Annotated in this window: 16 protein-coding genes; 1 reads left to right on the forward strand and 15 read right to left on the reverse strand. The window is 70.2% G+C overall.

What is annotated here, in order from left to right:
• Position 1 precedes the first annotated feature (1 nt).
• Positions 2 to 823: an aquaporin gene (locus ACWPOC_RS16720; protein WP_120279723.1), complete on the reverse strand. Its 822-nt coding sequence runs from the start codon at positions 821 to 823 to the stop codon at positions 2 to 4.
• A 363-nt stretch (positions 824 to 1,186) separates the two neighbouring features.
• Here ACWPOC_RS16720 and rpsT point away from each other — a divergent pair, with 363 nt between their 5' ends.
• The gene (gene rpsT / locus ACWPOC_RS16725) at positions 1,187 to 1,447 is read left to right on the forward strand and encodes a 30S ribosomal protein S20 (RefSeq protein WP_120279724.1); all 261 of its coding nucleotides are present in this window, start codon (positions 1,187 to 1,189) and stop codon (positions 1,445 to 1,447) included.
• Positions 1,448 to 1,573: 126 nt separating this feature from the next.
• Here the strand turns inward: rpsT and holA are convergent, their stop codons facing one another.
• The 14 genes from holA to ACWPOC_RS16795 all read right to left on the reverse strand — a co-directional run bounded on the left by holA (position 1,574) and on the right by ACWPOC_RS16795 (position 16,350).
• Positions 1,574 to 2,545, reverse strand: a complete 972-nt coding sequence (gene holA, locus ACWPOC_RS16730) for a DNA polymerase III subunit delta (protein WP_120279725.1) — start codon at positions 2,543 to 2,545, stop codon at positions 1,574 to 1,576.
• Positions 2,542 to 4,902, reverse strand: coding sequence for a DNA internalization-related competence protein ComEC/Rec2 (locus ACWPOC_RS16735; RefSeq protein ID WP_120279726.1), 2,361 nt, complete (start codon positions 4,900 to 4,902; stop codon positions 2,542 to 2,544). The genes holA and ACWPOC_RS16735 overlap by 4 nt, the downstream gene beginning before the upstream one ends.
• Positions 4,899 to 5,738: a ComEA family DNA-binding protein gene (locus ACWPOC_RS16740; protein ID WP_120279727.1), complete on the reverse strand. Its 840-nt coding sequence runs from the start codon at positions 5,736 to 5,738 to the stop codon at positions 4,899 to 4,901. Before ACWPOC_RS16740 ends, ACWPOC_RS16735 begins: the two co-directional genes overlap by 4 nt.
• 145 nt (positions 5,739 to 5,883) lie before the next feature.
• Complete coding sequence (locus tag ACWPOC_RS16745) at positions 5,884 to 6,723, reverse strand: DegV family protein (protein ID WP_120279728.1); 840 nt, start codon at positions 6,721 to 6,723, stop codon at positions 5,884 to 5,886.
• Positions 6,724 to 6,728: 5 nt separating this feature from the next.
• Positions 6,729 to 7,511, reverse strand: coding sequence for a diglucosylglycerate octanoyltransferase (gene octT / locus ACWPOC_RS16750; RefSeq protein ID WP_120279729.1), 783 nt, complete (start codon positions 7,509 to 7,511; stop codon positions 6,729 to 6,731).
• Positions 7,498 to 8,169, reverse strand: a complete 672-nt coding sequence (locus tag ACWPOC_RS16755; RefSeq protein WP_120279730.1) for a histidine phosphatase family protein — start codon at positions 8,167 to 8,169, stop codon at positions 7,498 to 7,500. Before ACWPOC_RS16755 ends, octT begins: the two co-directional genes overlap by 14 nt.
• Positions 8,166 to 8,573 carry a ribosome silencing factor gene (rsfS, locus tag ACWPOC_RS16760; protein WP_016694085.1) on the reverse strand — a complete coding sequence of 136 codons (408 nt, stop codon included), beginning with the start codon at positions 8,571 to 8,573 and terminating at the stop codon, positions 8,166 to 8,168. The genes ACWPOC_RS16755 and rsfS overlap by 4 nt, the downstream gene beginning before the upstream one ends.
• Positions 8,570 to 9,283 (reverse strand): nicotinate-nucleotide adenylyltransferase, encoded by a 714-nt coding sequence (nadD, locus tag ACWPOC_RS16765; protein WP_308256984.1) that lies wholly within the window; start codon positions 9,281 to 9,283, stop codon positions 8,570 to 8,572. Before nadD ends, rsfS begins: the two co-directional genes overlap by 4 nt.
• A gap of 19 nt (positions 9,284 to 9,302) precedes the next feature.
• Positions 9,303 to 10,748: a VWA domain-containing protein gene (locus ACWPOC_RS16770; RefSeq protein WP_120279732.1), complete on the reverse strand. Its 1,446-nt coding sequence runs from the start codon at positions 10,746 to 10,748 to the stop codon at positions 9,303 to 9,305.
• 1 nt (position 10,749) lies between these two features.
• The gene (locus tag ACWPOC_RS16775; RefSeq protein WP_120279733.1) at positions 10,750 to 11,646 is read right to left on the reverse strand and encodes an AAA family ATPase; all 897 of its coding nucleotides are present in this window, start codon (positions 11,644 to 11,646) and stop codon (positions 10,750 to 10,752) included.
• A 29-nt stretch (positions 11,647 to 11,675) separates the two neighbouring features.
• Positions 11,676 to 12,959, reverse strand: a complete 1,284-nt coding sequence (locus ACWPOC_RS16780; protein ID WP_120279734.1) for a glutamate-5-semialdehyde dehydrogenase — start codon at positions 12,957 to 12,959, stop codon at positions 11,676 to 11,678.
• A 48-nt stretch (positions 12,960 to 13,007) separates the two neighbouring features.
• On the reverse strand, positions 13,008 to 14,114 hold the full coding sequence (locus ACWPOC_RS16785) for a D-alanine--D-alanine ligase family protein (protein WP_183070534.1): 1,107 nt from the start codon (positions 14,112 to 14,114) through the stop codon (positions 13,008 to 13,010).
• A 98-nt stretch (positions 14,115 to 14,212) separates the two neighbouring features.
• A complete protein-coding gene (locus tag ACWPOC_RS16790; RefSeq protein ID WP_120283493.1) occupies positions 14,213 to 15,346 on the reverse strand; it encodes a cystathionine gamma-lyase in 1,134 nt (377 codons plus the stop codon).
• A 5-nt stretch (positions 15,347 to 15,351) separates the two neighbouring features.
• Positions 15,352 to 16,350 (reverse strand): NAD(P)H-dependent glycerol-3-phosphate dehydrogenase, encoded by a 999-nt coding sequence (locus ACWPOC_RS16795; RefSeq protein WP_120279736.1) that lies wholly within the window; start codon positions 16,348 to 16,350, stop codon positions 15,352 to 15,354.
• Positions 16,351 to 16,502: the final 152 nt, after the last annotated feature.

A 16,502-nucleotide genomic window follows, 5' to 3' on the forward strand; every position in this document is an offset into this window, starting at 1 on the left:
TTCAGGAGGCCCGGAGCCCGTACCGCCGTCCGAAGAGGAAGGTGTAGACGAGGGCTCCGAGTGCGCCGCCGACGAGCGGGAACACGATGAACGCCCACAGCTGCCCGAGCGCACCGTCCTGGTAGAAGGCGACGGCAAGGCTGCGTGCGGGGTTGACCGACGTGTTGTCGATGGGGATCGAGATCAGGTGGATCACCGCGAGGGTGAAGCCGATGGCTATGCCGGCGATCGGCGCATCGGCGACCTGGTCGGTCGCGCCCAGCACCACGAACACGAGCACGGCCGTGAGCAGGACCTCGACGACGATCATCGCGCCGATGCCGTAGCCGTTCTCGAGCACACCGCCGAGCGGGCCGTGCACCGCCGAGGGGCTGTGCGCGCCCCAGCCGTTCGCCCCGAGCCCGTCGGCGGCACGGTCGTAGCTCGGCAGGGACGACGCCACCGCGTAGAGCGTCAGACCGGCGATCAGACCGCCGACGACCTGCGCAATCCAGTAACCCACGGCGCGCACCGGGGTCACATGACCGACGATGAGCTGACCGAGGGTCACCGCCGGGTTCACGTGACACCCGGAGATCGGGCCGATGGTGTACACGAGGAACAGCAGGGTCAGGCCGAACGCCAGTGCGACGCCGAGCTGGCCGACATAGGTTCCGGCGAACACCGCGGTACCCACCGCGGAGAACACCAGCAAGAACGTTCCGATCGCCTCCGCCACGTACTTCCGCAGATCGGAGAACTCACCGGGGTCTCTGATTTCCAGGGATGTCTGGCGTGCGAGATCTTCGTCGATTCGGGACTCGGGATCGCGTGGGGGTTCCATGGGTCACCTCGATGTTCGCGGTCCCGCACGCAGGCGGAACCTGGTGGTAGAACACTTCGAGTCGATGCACCGCAGCCGCGAACTCGTCGTTCGCGCTGTGAGGGAGATTACGCAAGCGCCGTGACCTCGACAACGACATCGTGCGCCGTGGCGTGTCCGCCCGTGTGGATGCCCTCCCGCGGCGGCACGCAACAACAACAGTCAGGTGCGCGTAGTCCCGGCCGAAAAGATCAGGCCGGTGAGAAGGGTGATTCGACCGCCGGTTTGGGCTTTGCGATCCGTTCTTGGTAACCTTGTCCATCGGTGCTCAGATGCACCCAGAGCTTTCCTACCAGCTACCAGCAAGACGACAGGATTTTACGCGTGGCCAACATCAAGTCCCAGGTGAAGCGGATTCGCACCAACGAGCGCAACCGACTCCGGAATCAGTCGGTGAAGTCGTCGCTTCGTACGGCGATCCGTTCGTTCCGCGAGGCTGCGGCCGCCGGCAACAAGGACAAGGTCAACGAGCTCCTCGTCGCCACCAGCCGTCAGCTCGACAAGGCTGCCAGCAAGGGTGTCATCCACCCCAACCAGGCCGCCAACAAGAAGTCTGCTCTCGCGAAGCTTGCCAACAAGCTCTGAGTTCATCGCTCCGAGGTAGTAGACGCAGGCTCTGCTTCACGAAGGCCGTCCCCCGCCGGGGACGGCCTTCGTGGCATCGAACGGCAGACATGACGCCGCCCCGGAATCGGGATCGGCGCGGACGGCTCAGGCCGCCAGTTCGGAGATGACCCGCACGGCGTGCTCGAGAGCGTAGTCCGGATCGGCCGCCGCTCCTTTGACGTCGGCGTTGAGCGCAGCGACCACCGTGAGTGCGCTGCCGATCGATGCCGGTGCCCATGTGCGCGCCTGTGCCTGCGCCTTCTTCACCTTCCACGGCGGCATACCGAGCGACGACGCGAGGGAGAACGGGTCGCCGCGACCGGCAGAGCCGACCCGGGCGATGGTGTGCACGGCGTCGGCGAGGGCATCGGCGAGCAGCACGTGGGCGACGCCACGGTGCATCGCCCACCGCAGCGCTTCGAGCGCACCGGCCGTGTCGCCGGCCACGGCCTTCTCCGCCACGTCGAATCCCGACACCTCGGCCTTGCCCGAGTAGTAGCGCCGCACGGCCGCAGCGTCGATCTTGCCACCGGTGTCGGCCACGAGCTGGCTGCACGCAGCGGCGAGTTCGCGCAGGTCTGATCCCACCGCTTCGATGACGAGCTGTTCGACGTCGCCCGAGACCCGCACGTCCGCGGCCTGGAACTCCTTGTGGACGAACGTGCGCACCCACGCGGCCTTCTCCCCCGCTTTCGCGGGAGCCGCACACATGTGTTCCTCGGCGCCGCATTTGCGCAGCGCGGGCACCATCGCCTTGGTGCGACCGCCGCCGCTGTGGAGGATCACCAGCGTCACGCCCGGAGGCGGATCGGCTGCGACGTCGAGGATCAGCGCCGCGGAGTCCTTTCCGGCGTCGGCCGTGGATTCGAGGATCACGATGCGTTCTTCCGCGAACAGCGACGGGCTCAGCAGCTCGGCGAGTTCGGGCACACCCGCGTCGCCGGCGCGGAGCCTGGAGACGGGGAGGTCGCCGGGAGTTCCGCTGCGCGTGCGGACATCGGACACGATCTGCGCGACGGCACGGTCGACGAGCAGTTCTTCCTCACCGAGGACCAGATGCAGGGACGCGTCGCTCACGGTTCGATCGTGCCACGCACGTCCGACACCACCGCGAGCGCCCCGGAACCGGCACGGACCACTGCGACGTCGCCGTGCAGGTCGGTGCGCAGCACCCGCGCTCCCATCCCGCTCAGGGTGGAGACGATCTCGGGATGGGGATGCCCGAACAGGTTGTCGCGTCCGGCGCTGACGAGGGCGACGCTCGGCCGCACGGCGGTGAGGAACCGTGCGGGTGTGGTGCGCGAGCCGTGATGCGGCACCTTCAGCACGTCCGCACGCACGTCGGTGCCCGACCGCACGAGTGCGTCGAGCGCGGCCTCCTCCGCGTCGCCCGGCAACAGAACCCGACCGACGACGGTATCGACCGTCAACACGAGCGAGTCGTCGTTCTCGGAACCGCCCGTCCCGCGTCCGGCCGGACCCACCACCCGGATGTCGAGATCGCCTGCACGCAGAACCGCGCCGGCGCCCACTTCCCGCACGGGGACACCGATCTCGGTTGCCGGACCGAGCACGTCCGCCGCGCCGTCACCGGCAGCGCCCGGCCCGACCACGACCGTCTCGACCGAGCGCCCTTCGAGGACACCGCGGACTCCGCCCGCGTGGTCGGCGTGCAGGTGCGACACGACGAGCAGTGCGACGTGGCGAATCCGCAACCGGCGCAGGCACCGATCGACGGGTTCCGGTTCGGGGCCGGTGTCGACGACGACCGCGCGTCCGTCCCCCGTCGCCAGCACCAGTGCATCGCCCTGGCCGACATCGCATGCGACGAGAACCCATTCGGCTCCGGGCCAGCCCGGTCGCAGCATCCGCACCGGAAGCCACACCGCCGCGACCGCCACCGCGATCACGAGAGCCGTGATCCGCACCCGCCGGTGACGAGCCACCGACCACACCACGGCGACCAGCACGGCCGCGACGAGTGCTCCCACCGGTCCGTCCGGCACCTCGAACTCGGCCGACGGCAACGACGCCGCCCGATCGGCCACCGTGATCAGCCACCACAGGAAAGGCCCGGTGCCGCGCGCGAGCACCTCCCCCGGCCACGGGACGACGGAGGCGGCCACCGCGACGAGTGAGCCGAGGACCGTCAGTGGCGCAAGTACCGGGGCCACGAGGACATTGGCCGCGACCGACACGACGCTCACCGTCCCGTTCACCCCCGCGACGAGAGGTGCGGTCGCCACGAACGCGACCAGCGACATCGCCGTGACCTCCGCGACGGGACGCGGCCACCCGCGATCGACGAGTCGGGTCACGACGGGCGGCGCGGCGACGATGAGCGCCGCCGTCGCGGACACCGACAGCGCGAACCCGACGTCGACGGCGAGGTCGGGCATGAGCACGAGCAGCACGCCCACCGCGGTGCACAGGGCGGGAAGTGCCTGTCGCTCACGGCCCGTCACGAACGCCAGCAGCCCGATCGATCCCATCGCCGCCGCGCGCACCACACTCGCCGACGGACGGACCACGACGACGAAGGCGACGAGAGCCGTTGCGGCGAGGACGGCGCCGGAACGCGGGCCGAGTCCCACCGCGCGCACGAGGAGCAGTACCGCTCCGAGAACGATGCTGACGTTGGCTCCGGATACGGCCGTCAGGTGCGTCAGTCCGGCAACCCGGAAGTCCTCGCGCACCTCGTCGGTCAGCGCCGTCGTGTCGCCCACCACGAGACCGGGCAGCAAGCCGGCCCGGTCGGCGGGAAGCACCGCAGAACTCACCTGCGCGAGGCGGTCGCGCACCGTGCCCGCCCACCGCTGCCACACCGGTGGCGGGCCGGCAGCCGTCGGCGCCCGCTCCGCGCGGAGCACCGCCACCGTGGTGCCTGGCCCGGTGTGCGGCACGACCCGCACGCGTGCGGTGACCGACTGCCCGGGCAGGAGGTCTCCCCACGAGTCGGCCGGCGCGAACACCACCACCGATCCCCCGGTGTCCATGGATCGTCCACCGACCGTCACGTGCTCGAGCCGTGCCGGAATGCGTACCCGGGGTGTGTCGTCGAAGGCCGCGGCCCGGATGCGTCGTGGGTCGTCGGTGGGGACGAGAACGACGCCGGCCCACGCTCCCCTCTCCGCTGCGGAGGCGATCGGGTGCTGGTCGGCGGCCCACATCCGGAGCCCGGCAGCCGGCCCGAATCCCGCGACGACGGCCAGTGCGGCGAGGAGGATCCGCGCACCTCCGCGAGGGATGCGACCGGCCCCGACGAGACGGACCGTCACGGCGCATCCGACGACGGCCGCGACCGCCACGGCGGTGACGATCCACCATCCCGTGTACAACCCGAGAAGCGTCACGGCCCACGCGGCCAGTGCGCACGGCACCAACCGGGCATCGACAACCGTTGCGGTGTCGGACCCGTCGTTCCGGACGGTCACACCGTCACCAGTTCACGCAGCCTGGCCAGGCGCGCCGGTCCGATCCCGTCGACCTCACCGAGTTGTTCGACGTCCGTGAACGGTCCGTTGGTGTCACGCCATGAGACGATCGCCGCGGCCGTCACAGGGCCGACTCCCGGCAGCGCGTCGAGCGCGGTCTCGTCGGCGGTGTTGAGGTCCACCAGCCCGCCTGCCTCCGGTGGAGCATCGCCCGGTCCCTGCGCCCCGACGATTCCACTGGCCTGCGGAACAGGTTGGGGCGGGGCAATTCCCACGACGATCTGGTCACCGTCGGCGACCCGCCGGGCCAGATTGAGGCCGATGAGGTCGGCACCGTCGAGGGCACCGCCGGCAGCGTCGAGCGCGTCGGCCACACGGGATCCCGCCGGCAACCGCACGAGTCCGGGCCGTGTCACCGCACCCACGACGCTGACGACGAACTCGGCGGAATCCGGCTGTGCCGTGTCCGTCTCCTTCGTGGCGGACGGCTCTGCGGTGTCCACGACTTCGACCCTCGGCAGCGGCGGTACCGGTTCGGGGACCGGCCGGTCGCGCCACACGACGACGAGGGCTACTGCGGCGGCGAGCACTCCGATCGCGGCGAGAGCAGCGGTCCCTCGTCGTCCCGTGTCCCATCGCGCAGCGGCCAGCCGATCGACGAAGCGTTCCCGGCCGGGACCGCTGTGGACGGGTTCGTCGCCGTCGTCGGGGTCCGCCCAGGGGTGGTCGTTCGTCGGCGTGTCGTCGGTCCAGGGCGGTTCCGCAGGCATCGCCGAGGAACGTGTGATCGCGCCGAGGCGGGTGCGCGCGAGATCACGGTGGTCACTGCTCGCCATGCCGCGACGCTAACCTCGTCCGCGACCGCCGGATTCGGTATCGGCGCCGATCCGCCCGGGGTTGTGGATGACCTCCACCCCTGTGGATGAATGCCCGGATCGGGCCTCCACCGGCATGATCCGGGCCGGGAGGTGGTGTAGGTGGTCAGTCCTCGGAGACACCGGTCGCCGCGGACGCGACGACCACACCGACCGCGCCCGGTCCGACGTGCGCGCCGAGAACCGCGTCGAGTTCGGACACGACGATCTCGGTACCCTCCGGAAGACGCTGCTCGAGCTGATCGGCGAGGCTGCGCGCCCGTTCGGGTGCCCCGCGGTGGTGCACCGCGACGAGCGGTTCGTCGCCGACATCGGTTGCGGCTCCGTCGACGAGCTTGGCCATCGCCTTGGTCATCGTGCGTGTCTTCTCCCGCAGGACGAGCTTGCCGTCGGAGATGTGCAGCACGGGTTTCATCGCGAGCGCGGTACCCAACAGCGCGGTGGCCGTGCCGATCCGGCCACCGCGGCGCAGGTGGTCGAGCCGGTCGACGACGAGCAGGGTCCGGGCGGACGCCGCGACCTCCACGGCCCGCTCGTACACCCTCACCAGATCGGCTCCGGCCCGGGCGGCGCGCACCGCTTCGAGGACGGCGAAACCCGAACCCATCGCGGTGTTCCGCGAATCGACGAGCCGGATCCGGTCGCCCAGCGATTCGGCGGCGTGCCGGGCGGCGTCCCACGTCCCGGACAGCACACGCGAGAGGTGCACGGCGACGACGCCGTCTCCCCCGCTGGCCTCGAGCGCCTCGGTGTAGGCGTCGGTCAGTTCGGCGGGCGAGGGGCCGGAGGTCGTCACGGTCGACAGGTCCTCCGGCAACTCGTCGACGCCCTCGCGGAGGTCGCGTCCGCCCACGATGATGTGCAGTGGCACCACTCGGATGTCGTACCGACGGACCAGTTCGGGGTCGATACAACTCGACGAATCTGTGACGACGACGACGGACACGACGCCTACCGTAGGCCCTCCACCGGGACTTCCGCATCCCGATGCACGATCCGGACAGCGTCACCGACAGCGGCGGCGACGCGGCGGTGTCCTTCCCAACCCCAGTGGATCCCGTCGGGGTTGGCGTCGTCGGAGAAGACGTTCTCCCGCACCGCTTCGGCGAGATCGACGAGGGGAACCGACTTCTCGGCCGCCCAGTGGGTGATCGCGCGTGCCGCGGGGAGCCGGCCGGCATGCACCGACCGGTACTGCTCGCTGCGGTGCACCGACGGCAGGGTGCCGATGACGGGCAGGTCGGGTCGCATGTACGCCAGTGCGTCCCTGATCGTTTCGAGGTACTCGACACTGACCCGGGGCGGGAGCGCCACCGGGCGACCGAGCGGCGACAGTCGCGGCTGCAACCACCCGTAGGCGGTACGCGCCGCGCGACGCAGGGCCGGCGGGCGGATGTAACGCAGGCCTTCCCGCAGTGCGGTGGGCAGCGGGGACGGCAGGGTGTCCATCCCGCCCACGGCCAGGACGACGGCTCCGGCGTGCGGGATCGCGGCCCACACCCGCGGGTCCTGGGTCATGGCCCACCACGCGTCGCGTGTGGTCCACCCGATCCGGGCGACGAGTTCGACGTCCCAGCTGAGTTCGGCCGCGACCAGATTGGGCCAGATCTGCGGATGGTCGGCGGGCAGGCCGCCCTTCGGACCGTAGTAGCTCAGCGAGTCGCCGATCACCAGGAGGACCGGGCGCCGCGGGGCGGCGTCGGTCTCGATCGGCGTCGGTTCAGAGGACGTCATCGGGCGCCACCGTGGCCGACGCGTTCCACACGTCCAGGCGCCAGGACGGCACCTCTCCGTATCCGCTGAGCTGCACCCAGCCGGTGTTCCCGAGACCGCCGAGGACGGACCACCGGTCGACCGGCAGGTCGAGCAGGGCCGCGGTGAGCGCGGCGATCAGGCCCCCGTGCGCGACCAGCACGATGGGCCGGTCGTTCCAGTCCTCGTACTTGTCGAGCAGTTCGCCGATGACGGCGATGCTGCGCCGCGCCACGTCGACGCGGTTCTCGCCTCCCGGGGGTGTCCAGGTCGCGTCGGCGCGCCACGCGCTGCGCGCGCCCGGGGCCACGGCGTCGACCTCGGTGTGGGTCAGGCCCTGCCATTCGCCGAGATGCGTCTCGCGCAGCCGCGTGTCGATCGCGACCGGCAGACCGATGCGGTCACCGAGCGCGGTCGCGGTGTCGTAGGCGCGGCGCAGATCGGACGAGACGACGGCGAGCGGATCGAACCGGGCGATCACGTCGGCGACGGCGAGCGCCTGCCGGCGGCCGAGTTCGGACAGATCGGTGTCGAGCTGCCCCTGCATCCGCCGTGTGGCGTTGTACTCGGTCTGGCCGTGGCGCAGCAGCACCAGCTGCCGCACCCGCGGGCTCTGCGCGCCCTCCCCCGGATGGCTCACACGTCCTCCGGCGAGTCGGCGGCGTCGATCGCCGAGCGGGGGCCACCCACACCGTCGACCTCGATGGTCGGGCAGTCCTTCCACAGGCGGTCGAGGGCGTAGAAGTTGCGCTCGTCCTCATGCTGGATGTGCACCACGACGTCGACGTAGTCGAGCAGGGTCCATCGTCCTTCGCGGGTGCCCTCGCGGCGGACGGGCTTGTGGCCGGCCAGGCGCAGCTTCTCCTCGACGTTGTCGACGATGGCGTTGACCTGACGCTCGTTGGGTGCGGACGCGATGACGAAGCAGTCGGTGATCACCAGCTGCTCGGACACGTCGAGCACCACGACATCGGTGGCGAGTTTCTCGTCGGCGGCCAGGGCTGCGATTCGGGCCATCTCCGTGGCTTCTGCCGTTGCGCTCACTGCGTGCTCTTTCTCTCGATGGTGCCGGGGGTGTTTCCGTCGAACACCGGGACGGGATCTCCGTCGAGGTGCGTATTCGTGCGGTAGAGCCGGCGTTTGCTGATGTACTGCACCACTCCGTCGGGCACCAGATACCAGACGGGACGGTTCTCGCGGGCCCTCCTGCGGCAGTCCGTGGAGGAGATCGCCAGTGCCGGGATCTCCACCAGGCTCACCGCCTCGGCCGGGAGCTCGTCCAGATGCGGTGCCAGATGTTCGGCGTGCAGGTCGTATCCGGGCCGGGACACCCCGACGAAGCGGGCGAGGTCGAACAGGGTCTGCCAGTCCTGCCAGGACAGGATCGATCCCAGGGCGTCCGCGCCGGTGATGAAGTACAGCTCCGCGTCGGGATACTGCTCGCTGAGATCGCGCAGGGTGTCGACGGTGTAGGTGGGTTTGCGTCGATCGATGTCGACGCGGCTGACGGAGAACCGCGGGTTGGATGCGGTCGCGATCACCGTCATCAGGTAACGGTCCTCGGCGGGGCTGACGTCGCGTCCGGTCTTCTGCCAGGGTTGCCCGGTGGGCACGAAGATCACTTCGTCCAGGTCGAAGCTCGCGGCGACCTCGCTGGCCGCCACGAGGTGTCCGTGATGGATCGGGTCGAACGTTCCACCCATGACGCCCAGGCGGCGCCTGGGGGCCGAGGGCCGATCCGTTGGCTGATGCACGGTTGTCCAGCTTACGGGTTCACACGGGGAGCAGACTCGCCACCACCGTTGCGAGCTGCTGCGCCGACCGGCACTCGTGCATCGTGACGACCTCGCTGTAGACCCTGGCGGCCGAATCTCCCGAACCCCATTGTCCCTTCGGCTCGGGATTGAGCCAGTGCGCGTGCCGTGCGACGGACACGAGATGTGCGAGGTCTTCGAGGTTCGGATTGCGGTAGTTCGTGCGGCCGTCCCCGAGGATCAGCAACGAGCTGCGGCTGGTGAGGGCATGTGCGTGGTTCTCGGCGAAGCTGCCGAGGGCGTGTCCGTAGTCGGAGTGACCGTCGTAGGTGATCAGCTCCGCTTCCTTCAGCATCCGCGACATGGACTCGCCCAGATCGGACCCGGCGTTGAAATAGTGGGTGACCTCGTCGGCGGTGTCGATGAACGCGAACACACGCACGCGGGAGAACTGTTCGCGCAGGGCGTGCACGAGCAGCAGCGTGAAGTGGGAGAAGCCGGCGACGGAGCCCGAGACGTCGCAGAGCACGACGAGCTCGGGTCGCGCCGGGCGGGGCTTGCGGTTGACCAGATCGATGGGCACGCCACCGGTGGACATGGACTTACGCAGGGTGCGCCGCAGGTCGATGGCACCGGCACGAGCGCGCCGGCGGCGCGCCGCGAGACGGCTCGCGAGCAGACGCGCGAGCGGCATGACGCTGCGGCGCAGGGCGACGAGTTCCGCGTCGGACGCGCGCAGGAAGTCGACCTCCTCGGCGAGCTTGGGCACCCCGTACTTCTCGACGCGTTCGCGGCCGAGCTGCTCGGCGGTGCGCCGGCGGGTCTCCCGTTCGACCATCGCCCGGAAATCGGCGATGCGCTGGGCGGCGGTGCGCCGCGCGACCTCGCTCTCGTAGGCGGCGTCGTCGCGTTCCTCGCGGGTGCCGTTGCCGAGCAGTCCCTCGAGGATCTTCGTGAGCAGGGTGTCCGGGGAGACGTCGCGCAGCGCCTGGTAGGCCGAGAAGGAGGGGCCGTTCGACGATGCGTACTGGCCGAGTTCCTCGACGATGGCGGAGACGAGCATCTCGGAGGCCTCGAGTGCCTCCGGCGACTCGTCGGACAGCAGCTCGGCGATGAGGTCGCGCAGGGCCTCGAAGTCGACCTCCCCCGTGGGGGTGCGCGGGATGCTCACCTGCGGGCCGGTGGCCTCGCGACGTCCGATCGCGGGTGGGAACCACAGGTCGAACAGGGCGTCGAAGGTCGGGCGGTGCGTGGACCGGCGGAGCAGGGTGCACGCGAGACCTTCGCGGAGGGCCGCCCGGTCGAGGAGATCGAGCACCGTCATGACCCGTCCGGCGTCGACCGTCTCGGACGGCCCGACCGCGATGCCGCGGCGACGCAGCGCCTCGACGAATCCGACCAGGTGCCCGGGCAGTCCGTGGGGTGCCGGGGGCGCCCCGGATCCGGGAAGGTGCGCGGCGGCCATGTCAGTTCAGCCGGAGCTCGGCGGCAGCGCGGACCTGGTCGGACTGGTGCTTGAGGATCACGCCGAGCGTGCTGCGCAGCGCGGTGTCGTCGAGGGTGTCGAGACCCAGTGCGAGCAGGGTGCGACCCCAGTCGATCGTCTCGGCCACCGAGGGCACCTTCTTGAGCTGCATGCCGCGCAGTACCCGGACGGTGCGCACGAGCTGTTCGGCGAGCGCGTCGGGCAGATCGGGGACCCGGCTGGCGAGGATTCGCCGTTCGAGGTCGGCGTCGGGGAAATCCAGGTGCAGGAACAGGCACCGGCGCTTGAGCGCTTCGGACAACTCGCGGGTGGCGTTCGAGGTGAGCACCGCGAACGGCTTGCGGGTGGCCCGGATGGTGCCGAGCTCGGGCACCGTGACCGCGAAGTCGCTGAGCACCTCGAGCAGCAGGCCTTCGATCTCGACGTCGGCCTTGTCGACCTCGTCGACGAGCAGCACGGTCGGGTCCTCACGGCGGATCGCGGTGAGCAGCGGCCGCGACAGCAGGAACTCCTCGGAGAAGACGTCCTCCTTGGTGCGGTCCCACGACTCCCCCGCCGCGGCGGTCGCCCCCGCCGACTGGATGCGCAGGATCTGCTTGGCGTGGTTCCACTCGTACAGCGCGCGGGACTCGTCGACGCCCTCGTAGCACTGCAGGCGCACGAGTTCGGCCTCGGAGGTCTCGGCGACGGCGCGGGCGAGTTCGGTCTTGCCCACGCCCGCGGGTCCCTCGATCAGCAACGGCTTGCCGAGGCGATCGGCGAGGAACACCGCGGTCGCGGTGGACTTGTCGGCGAGATATCCGGTACCGGCCAGACGATCGACGACGTCCTGGACGTCCGCGAAGATCGGCGGGGTGGCGGGCAGCGCACGATCCACGCTGGTTCCTTTCGTCGGGCCGGTCTCGATCAGGCGGGGCGGGTGTGGCCGTCGCCCCACACCACCCACTTCGTCGACGTCAGTTCGGGCAGACCCATCGGGCCGCGAGCGTGCAGCTTCTGGGTGGAGATACCGATCTCCGCGCCGAATCCGAACTGCTCGCCGTCGGTGAACGCCGTCGAAGCGTTGACCATAACGGCTGCGGCGTCCACGCGCGTCGTGAACTCCCGCGCAGCGGCGAGGTCCGAGGTGACGATCGCTTCGGTGTGGCCGGTGCCGTAACGGTCGATGTGGTCGACGGCCGCGTCGAGGTCGTCGACCACCGCGAGGGCGACGTCGAGCGAGAGGTACTCGTCGGACCAGTCCTGGTCGGTCGCGGGCACGAGGCCGGGCAGGTCGCCGTGGACCGTCACGCTGTGTTGCTGGAATGCCTGCAGGAGCTTCGGGACGGCGGTGTCGGCGATCGCCTTGTCGACGAGGATCGTCTCGGCAGTGTTGCACACGCTGGGCCGGCGGGTCTTCGCGTTGATCACGATCTTCTCGGCCATCTCCAGATCGGCCGCGGAGTGGACGTAGACGTGGCAGTTGCCGGTGCCCGTCTCGATCGTGGGGACGGTCGCGTCGCGGACCACCGCGGCGATCAGACCGGCGCCACCGCGCGGGATCACGACGTCGACCAGGCCGCGGGCCTGGATCAGATGCGTCACCGACGAGCGGTCGGCGCTCGGCAGCAGCTGCACGGCGTCGGCGGGGATGCCTCGGCTCTCGAGCGAGGCGCGCAGCACCTCGACGAGCGCGGCGTTCGAGCGGGCCGCGGACGACGAACCGCGCAGCAGCGCGGCGTTGCCGGACTTCAGGGCGAGACCGAAGGCGTCGACCGTGACGTTGGGCCGTGCTTCGTAGACCATGCCGACCACGCCGAACGGGACGCGCACCTGGCGCAGTTCGAGACCGTTCGGCAGCGTCGAGCCGCGGACCACGCCGCCGATCGGATCGGGCAGCCCGGCCACCTGGCGCAGGCCGGCGGCGATCCCGTCGATCCGGGCCGAGGTCAGGCGCAGCCGGTCGAGGATGGCCTCTTCGGTGCCACCGGCGCGGGCGGCCTCGATGTCCTCCGCGTTCGCGGCGAGGACGGTGTCGGCGGCGGCGAGCAGAGCATCGGCCGCGGCGTGCAGAGCCGCGTCCTTCTCGGTGGTGGTGAGCAACGCGAGACGACGCGAGGCCACGCGGGCGCGACGCGCGGCCTCGTGGACGGCCTCACGGGTGTCCGTGCCGGCGTCGGTCGCAGCTGAGTCGGGGGTCACGGCAGTCATGTATCCAGCCTAGTCGGGTCCTGGGGGAAGCCGACAGGCCGTGTGCGGTCAGCGCAGGCCGGTCCCCCGCGCGAGCGCCGTCTCCACCAGGATCGACAGCAGCTCGGCGTACTCCACGCCGGTGGCCTCCCACATCCGCGGGTACATCGAGATCGACGTGAAACCGGGCATCGTGTTGATCTCGTTGATCACCGGTCCGTCCTCGGTGACGAAGAAGTCGACGCGGGACAGGCCGTGGCAGTCGAGGGCCCGGAACGCCCGGACCGCGAGCTCGCGGATCCGGTCGGAGGTCTCCTCGTCGAGCTTGGCCGGGACGTCGAACTCACAGACGTCGTCGAGATACTTCGTGTCGAAGTCGTAGAACGCCTCGTGGTCGCCGGAGGTGTCGGGCATGCGGATCTCGGCGACGACACTCGCGCGGACGTCGCCGTCCGGGAACTCGAGCACGCCGCACTCCACCTCGCGGCCGAGGATCGCGGACTCGACGATGACCTTGGGATCGTGCTGCCGGGCCTTCGCGACGGCGTCGTCGAAGGCGGCCCAGTCGGCCACGCGGCTGATGCCGATCGACGATCCGCCGCGAGCGGGCTTGACGAAGACGGGTAGGCCGAGGCGGTTCTTCTGCTCCTCGGTGAGGGTCGCGGTGCCGGGACGCAGGACGATCTGGAAACCGACGGGCAGGCCTTCGGCCGCGAGCAGCTTCTTGGTGAACTCCTTGTCCATACCGGCGGCGCTCGCGAGAACCCCGGGACCGACGTACGGGATGTCCGCGAGTTCGAGCAGACCCTGGATGGTGCCGTCCTCGCCGTAGGCGCCGTGCAGGACCGGGAAGACCACGTCGACCGAGGCGAGCACCCGGCCGTAGGAGCCCTCGTCGAGGGCGACGATGTCGCCGCCGCGGGTGGGATCCGCGGTGAGCACGAGATCGGAGCCGTCACCGGCGACGACGGGCAGTTCGCGACCGGCTGCGGCGAGGCCGACGGGGTCCGCGTCGCCGAGGACCCATGCGCCCTCGGGAGTGATGCCGATGGGCACGACCTCGTACTTCTCCGGATCCAGGTTGCGCAGGATGCTCCCTGCCGAAATGCAGGAGACGGAATGTTCGTTGCTGCGACCACCGAAGACGACGGCCACCCGGGTTCGGGGCGTACTCACGTGTCGAACGGTACCGGTTGGCGATCTCCGCGCGACGGGCGAGTCCTGCGCGGGTGGGATCGGACACCCTGCTATGTCTCCGACGGCCCCGGTCTCCTTCAGTGCAGTGTCGTCTCCCTCAGCGCCGCGTCGAGATCGGCGAGCAGATCCGCGGTGTCCTCGATTCCACACGACAACCGCACGAATCCCTCCGGCACCACATCGCCCCAGCGTGCGCGACGATCCGCTGTCGTGTGGATACCGCCGAAACTGGTGGCGGATGCGACGAGCGTGGCGGCGCGGACGAAGCGGTGCACCTCGTCGCGGCCCGGCAGCCGGAAGGTGACGAGGGGGCCGAAGCGGCTCATCTGGCCGGCCGCCACGGCGTGGGCGGGGTCGCCGGCGAGTCCGGGATAGCGGACGTCCGTGACGGCGGGGTGCTCGAGCAGCATCCCGGCGACGGCGAGCGCGTTGGCGCACTGTCGTTCGAAGCGCAGTCCGGCGGTGCCGAGGCTGCGGTGCGCGAGCCAGGTCTCGAAGGGTCCCAGCACAGTTCCCGACAGCAGTCGTTCCCGGTCGATCGCGGGCAGCAGGTCGGGATCGGCGACGGCGATGTATCCGAACAACAGATCACTGTGTCCGCTGAGCGATTTCGTTCCGCTGGCCACCACGACGTCGGCGCCGAGGTCGAGGGGCAGCTGACCCAGGGGTGTGGCGGTGGTGTTGTCGACGAGCAGCAGCGCGTCGGAGACGTGACACGCGGTCGCGATCGCGCGCAGGTCGACGGTGTCGAGGCCTGGATTCGACGGGGTCTCGACCAGTACGACGGAATTGTCGGGAGCGGTCGCCAGAACGTCGGTCAGGGTGCCGTCACCGAACTCCGCGACCGACATCTCGACGACCTTCACTCCGTGCGGCGCCAGGAATTCCTGCGCGTACGCGCGCACCTGGTAGTAACCGTCGGAGGGGACGACGACCGTGCCGCCCGGGGCCACGAGGGATCGCAGGGCGACCGTGATCGCCGACATCCCCGAGCCGACGACGCGGGCGGCCATGGCGTGCTCGAGGTCCGCGAGCGCGGATTCGAGTGCACGCCAGCCGGGATTCGAAGCACGCGCATAGGTGTCGACGTCGTCGCGTTCGTCCTCACCGAGAAGATACGGCGCGGCGAAGACCGGCCCCGCCTGCAGCGGGGAGCCCGGAACACCCTCGTATGCAACCGCCTTCACACAACGTGTCGAATCGCCCGTCATGCCGCTCATTCCGGCTTGATCCGGCGTCCGAGCAACTGCCCGATCGCGTCCGGCACCGACATGCCCTCGTGGCACACGCGGTGCACGGCGTCGGTGAGCGGCATCTCGACGTCGTAGCTCGCTGCGAGGGCGCGGACCGAGGTGCACGACTTGACCCCTTCGGCCACCTGACCGTGGGTTGCCTCCTGCGCGCTTTCGAGCGACTCGCCGCGGCCGAGGCGTTCGCCGAACGAACGGTTGCGGGACAACGGGGACGTGCACGTGGCGACGAGATCGCCGACGCCGGCGAGACCGGCGAGCGTGGCCGGCTTGGCTCCGAGGGCGGTTCCGAGCCGGGTGATCTCGGCGAGACCGCGGGTGATGATGCTCGCGACGGTGTTCTCACCGAGCCCGACCCCGGCGGCCATGCCGCACGCGAGGGCGATGACGTTCTTGCAGGCGCCGCCGATCTCGCAGCCGATAACGTCGGAATTCGTATACGGACGGAAATACTTTGTGGCGCAGGACTTCTGGATCTCCATGGCGCGGGTGGAGTCGGGGCACGCGATGACGGTCGCGGCCGGTTGCCCCTCGGCGATCTCGCGGGCGAGGTTGGGTCCGGACAGCACGGCGATGCGATTCTGCTCGGCGCCGGTGACCTGACCGATCACCTGACTCATGCGCATCAGGGTGCCGCTCTCGATTCCCTTGGCGAGACTGAGAAGTGTGGCCTCCGGTTCGATATCCGCCTTCCACGCCTCGAGATTGGTGCGCAGGGTCTGGCTCGGGACGGCGAGGACCACGAAATCGGCGCCCTCGACGGCCACCCGGTGATCCGCCGTCGCCTTCAGCGAGTGCGGCAGTTCCACACCGGGCAGGTAATCGGAGTTCTCGTGTCGCTCCGCGATGCCGCGCGCCACTCCTTCGCGCCGCGCCCAGATCGTCACGTCCGTTCCGGCGTCGGCCAGCACCTTGGCGTACGCCGTCCCCCACGAACCCGCGCCCAGAACTGCTGCTGTGGTCACGCGATCCTCACTCTCGTCCGATGCCCGGCACCCGCCGGTCGCGATCGGCCCGGAGCGGGCGGTCGCGACCGGTTCGGTCCGGGCGGTCACCACCCACGGTCGCACCCAGTATCGCGCAGGCGCCACCGACGCCGCGCCGGGTCGGAGGACGG

The organism is Rhodococcus sp. 5G237, from assembly GCF_053764735.1.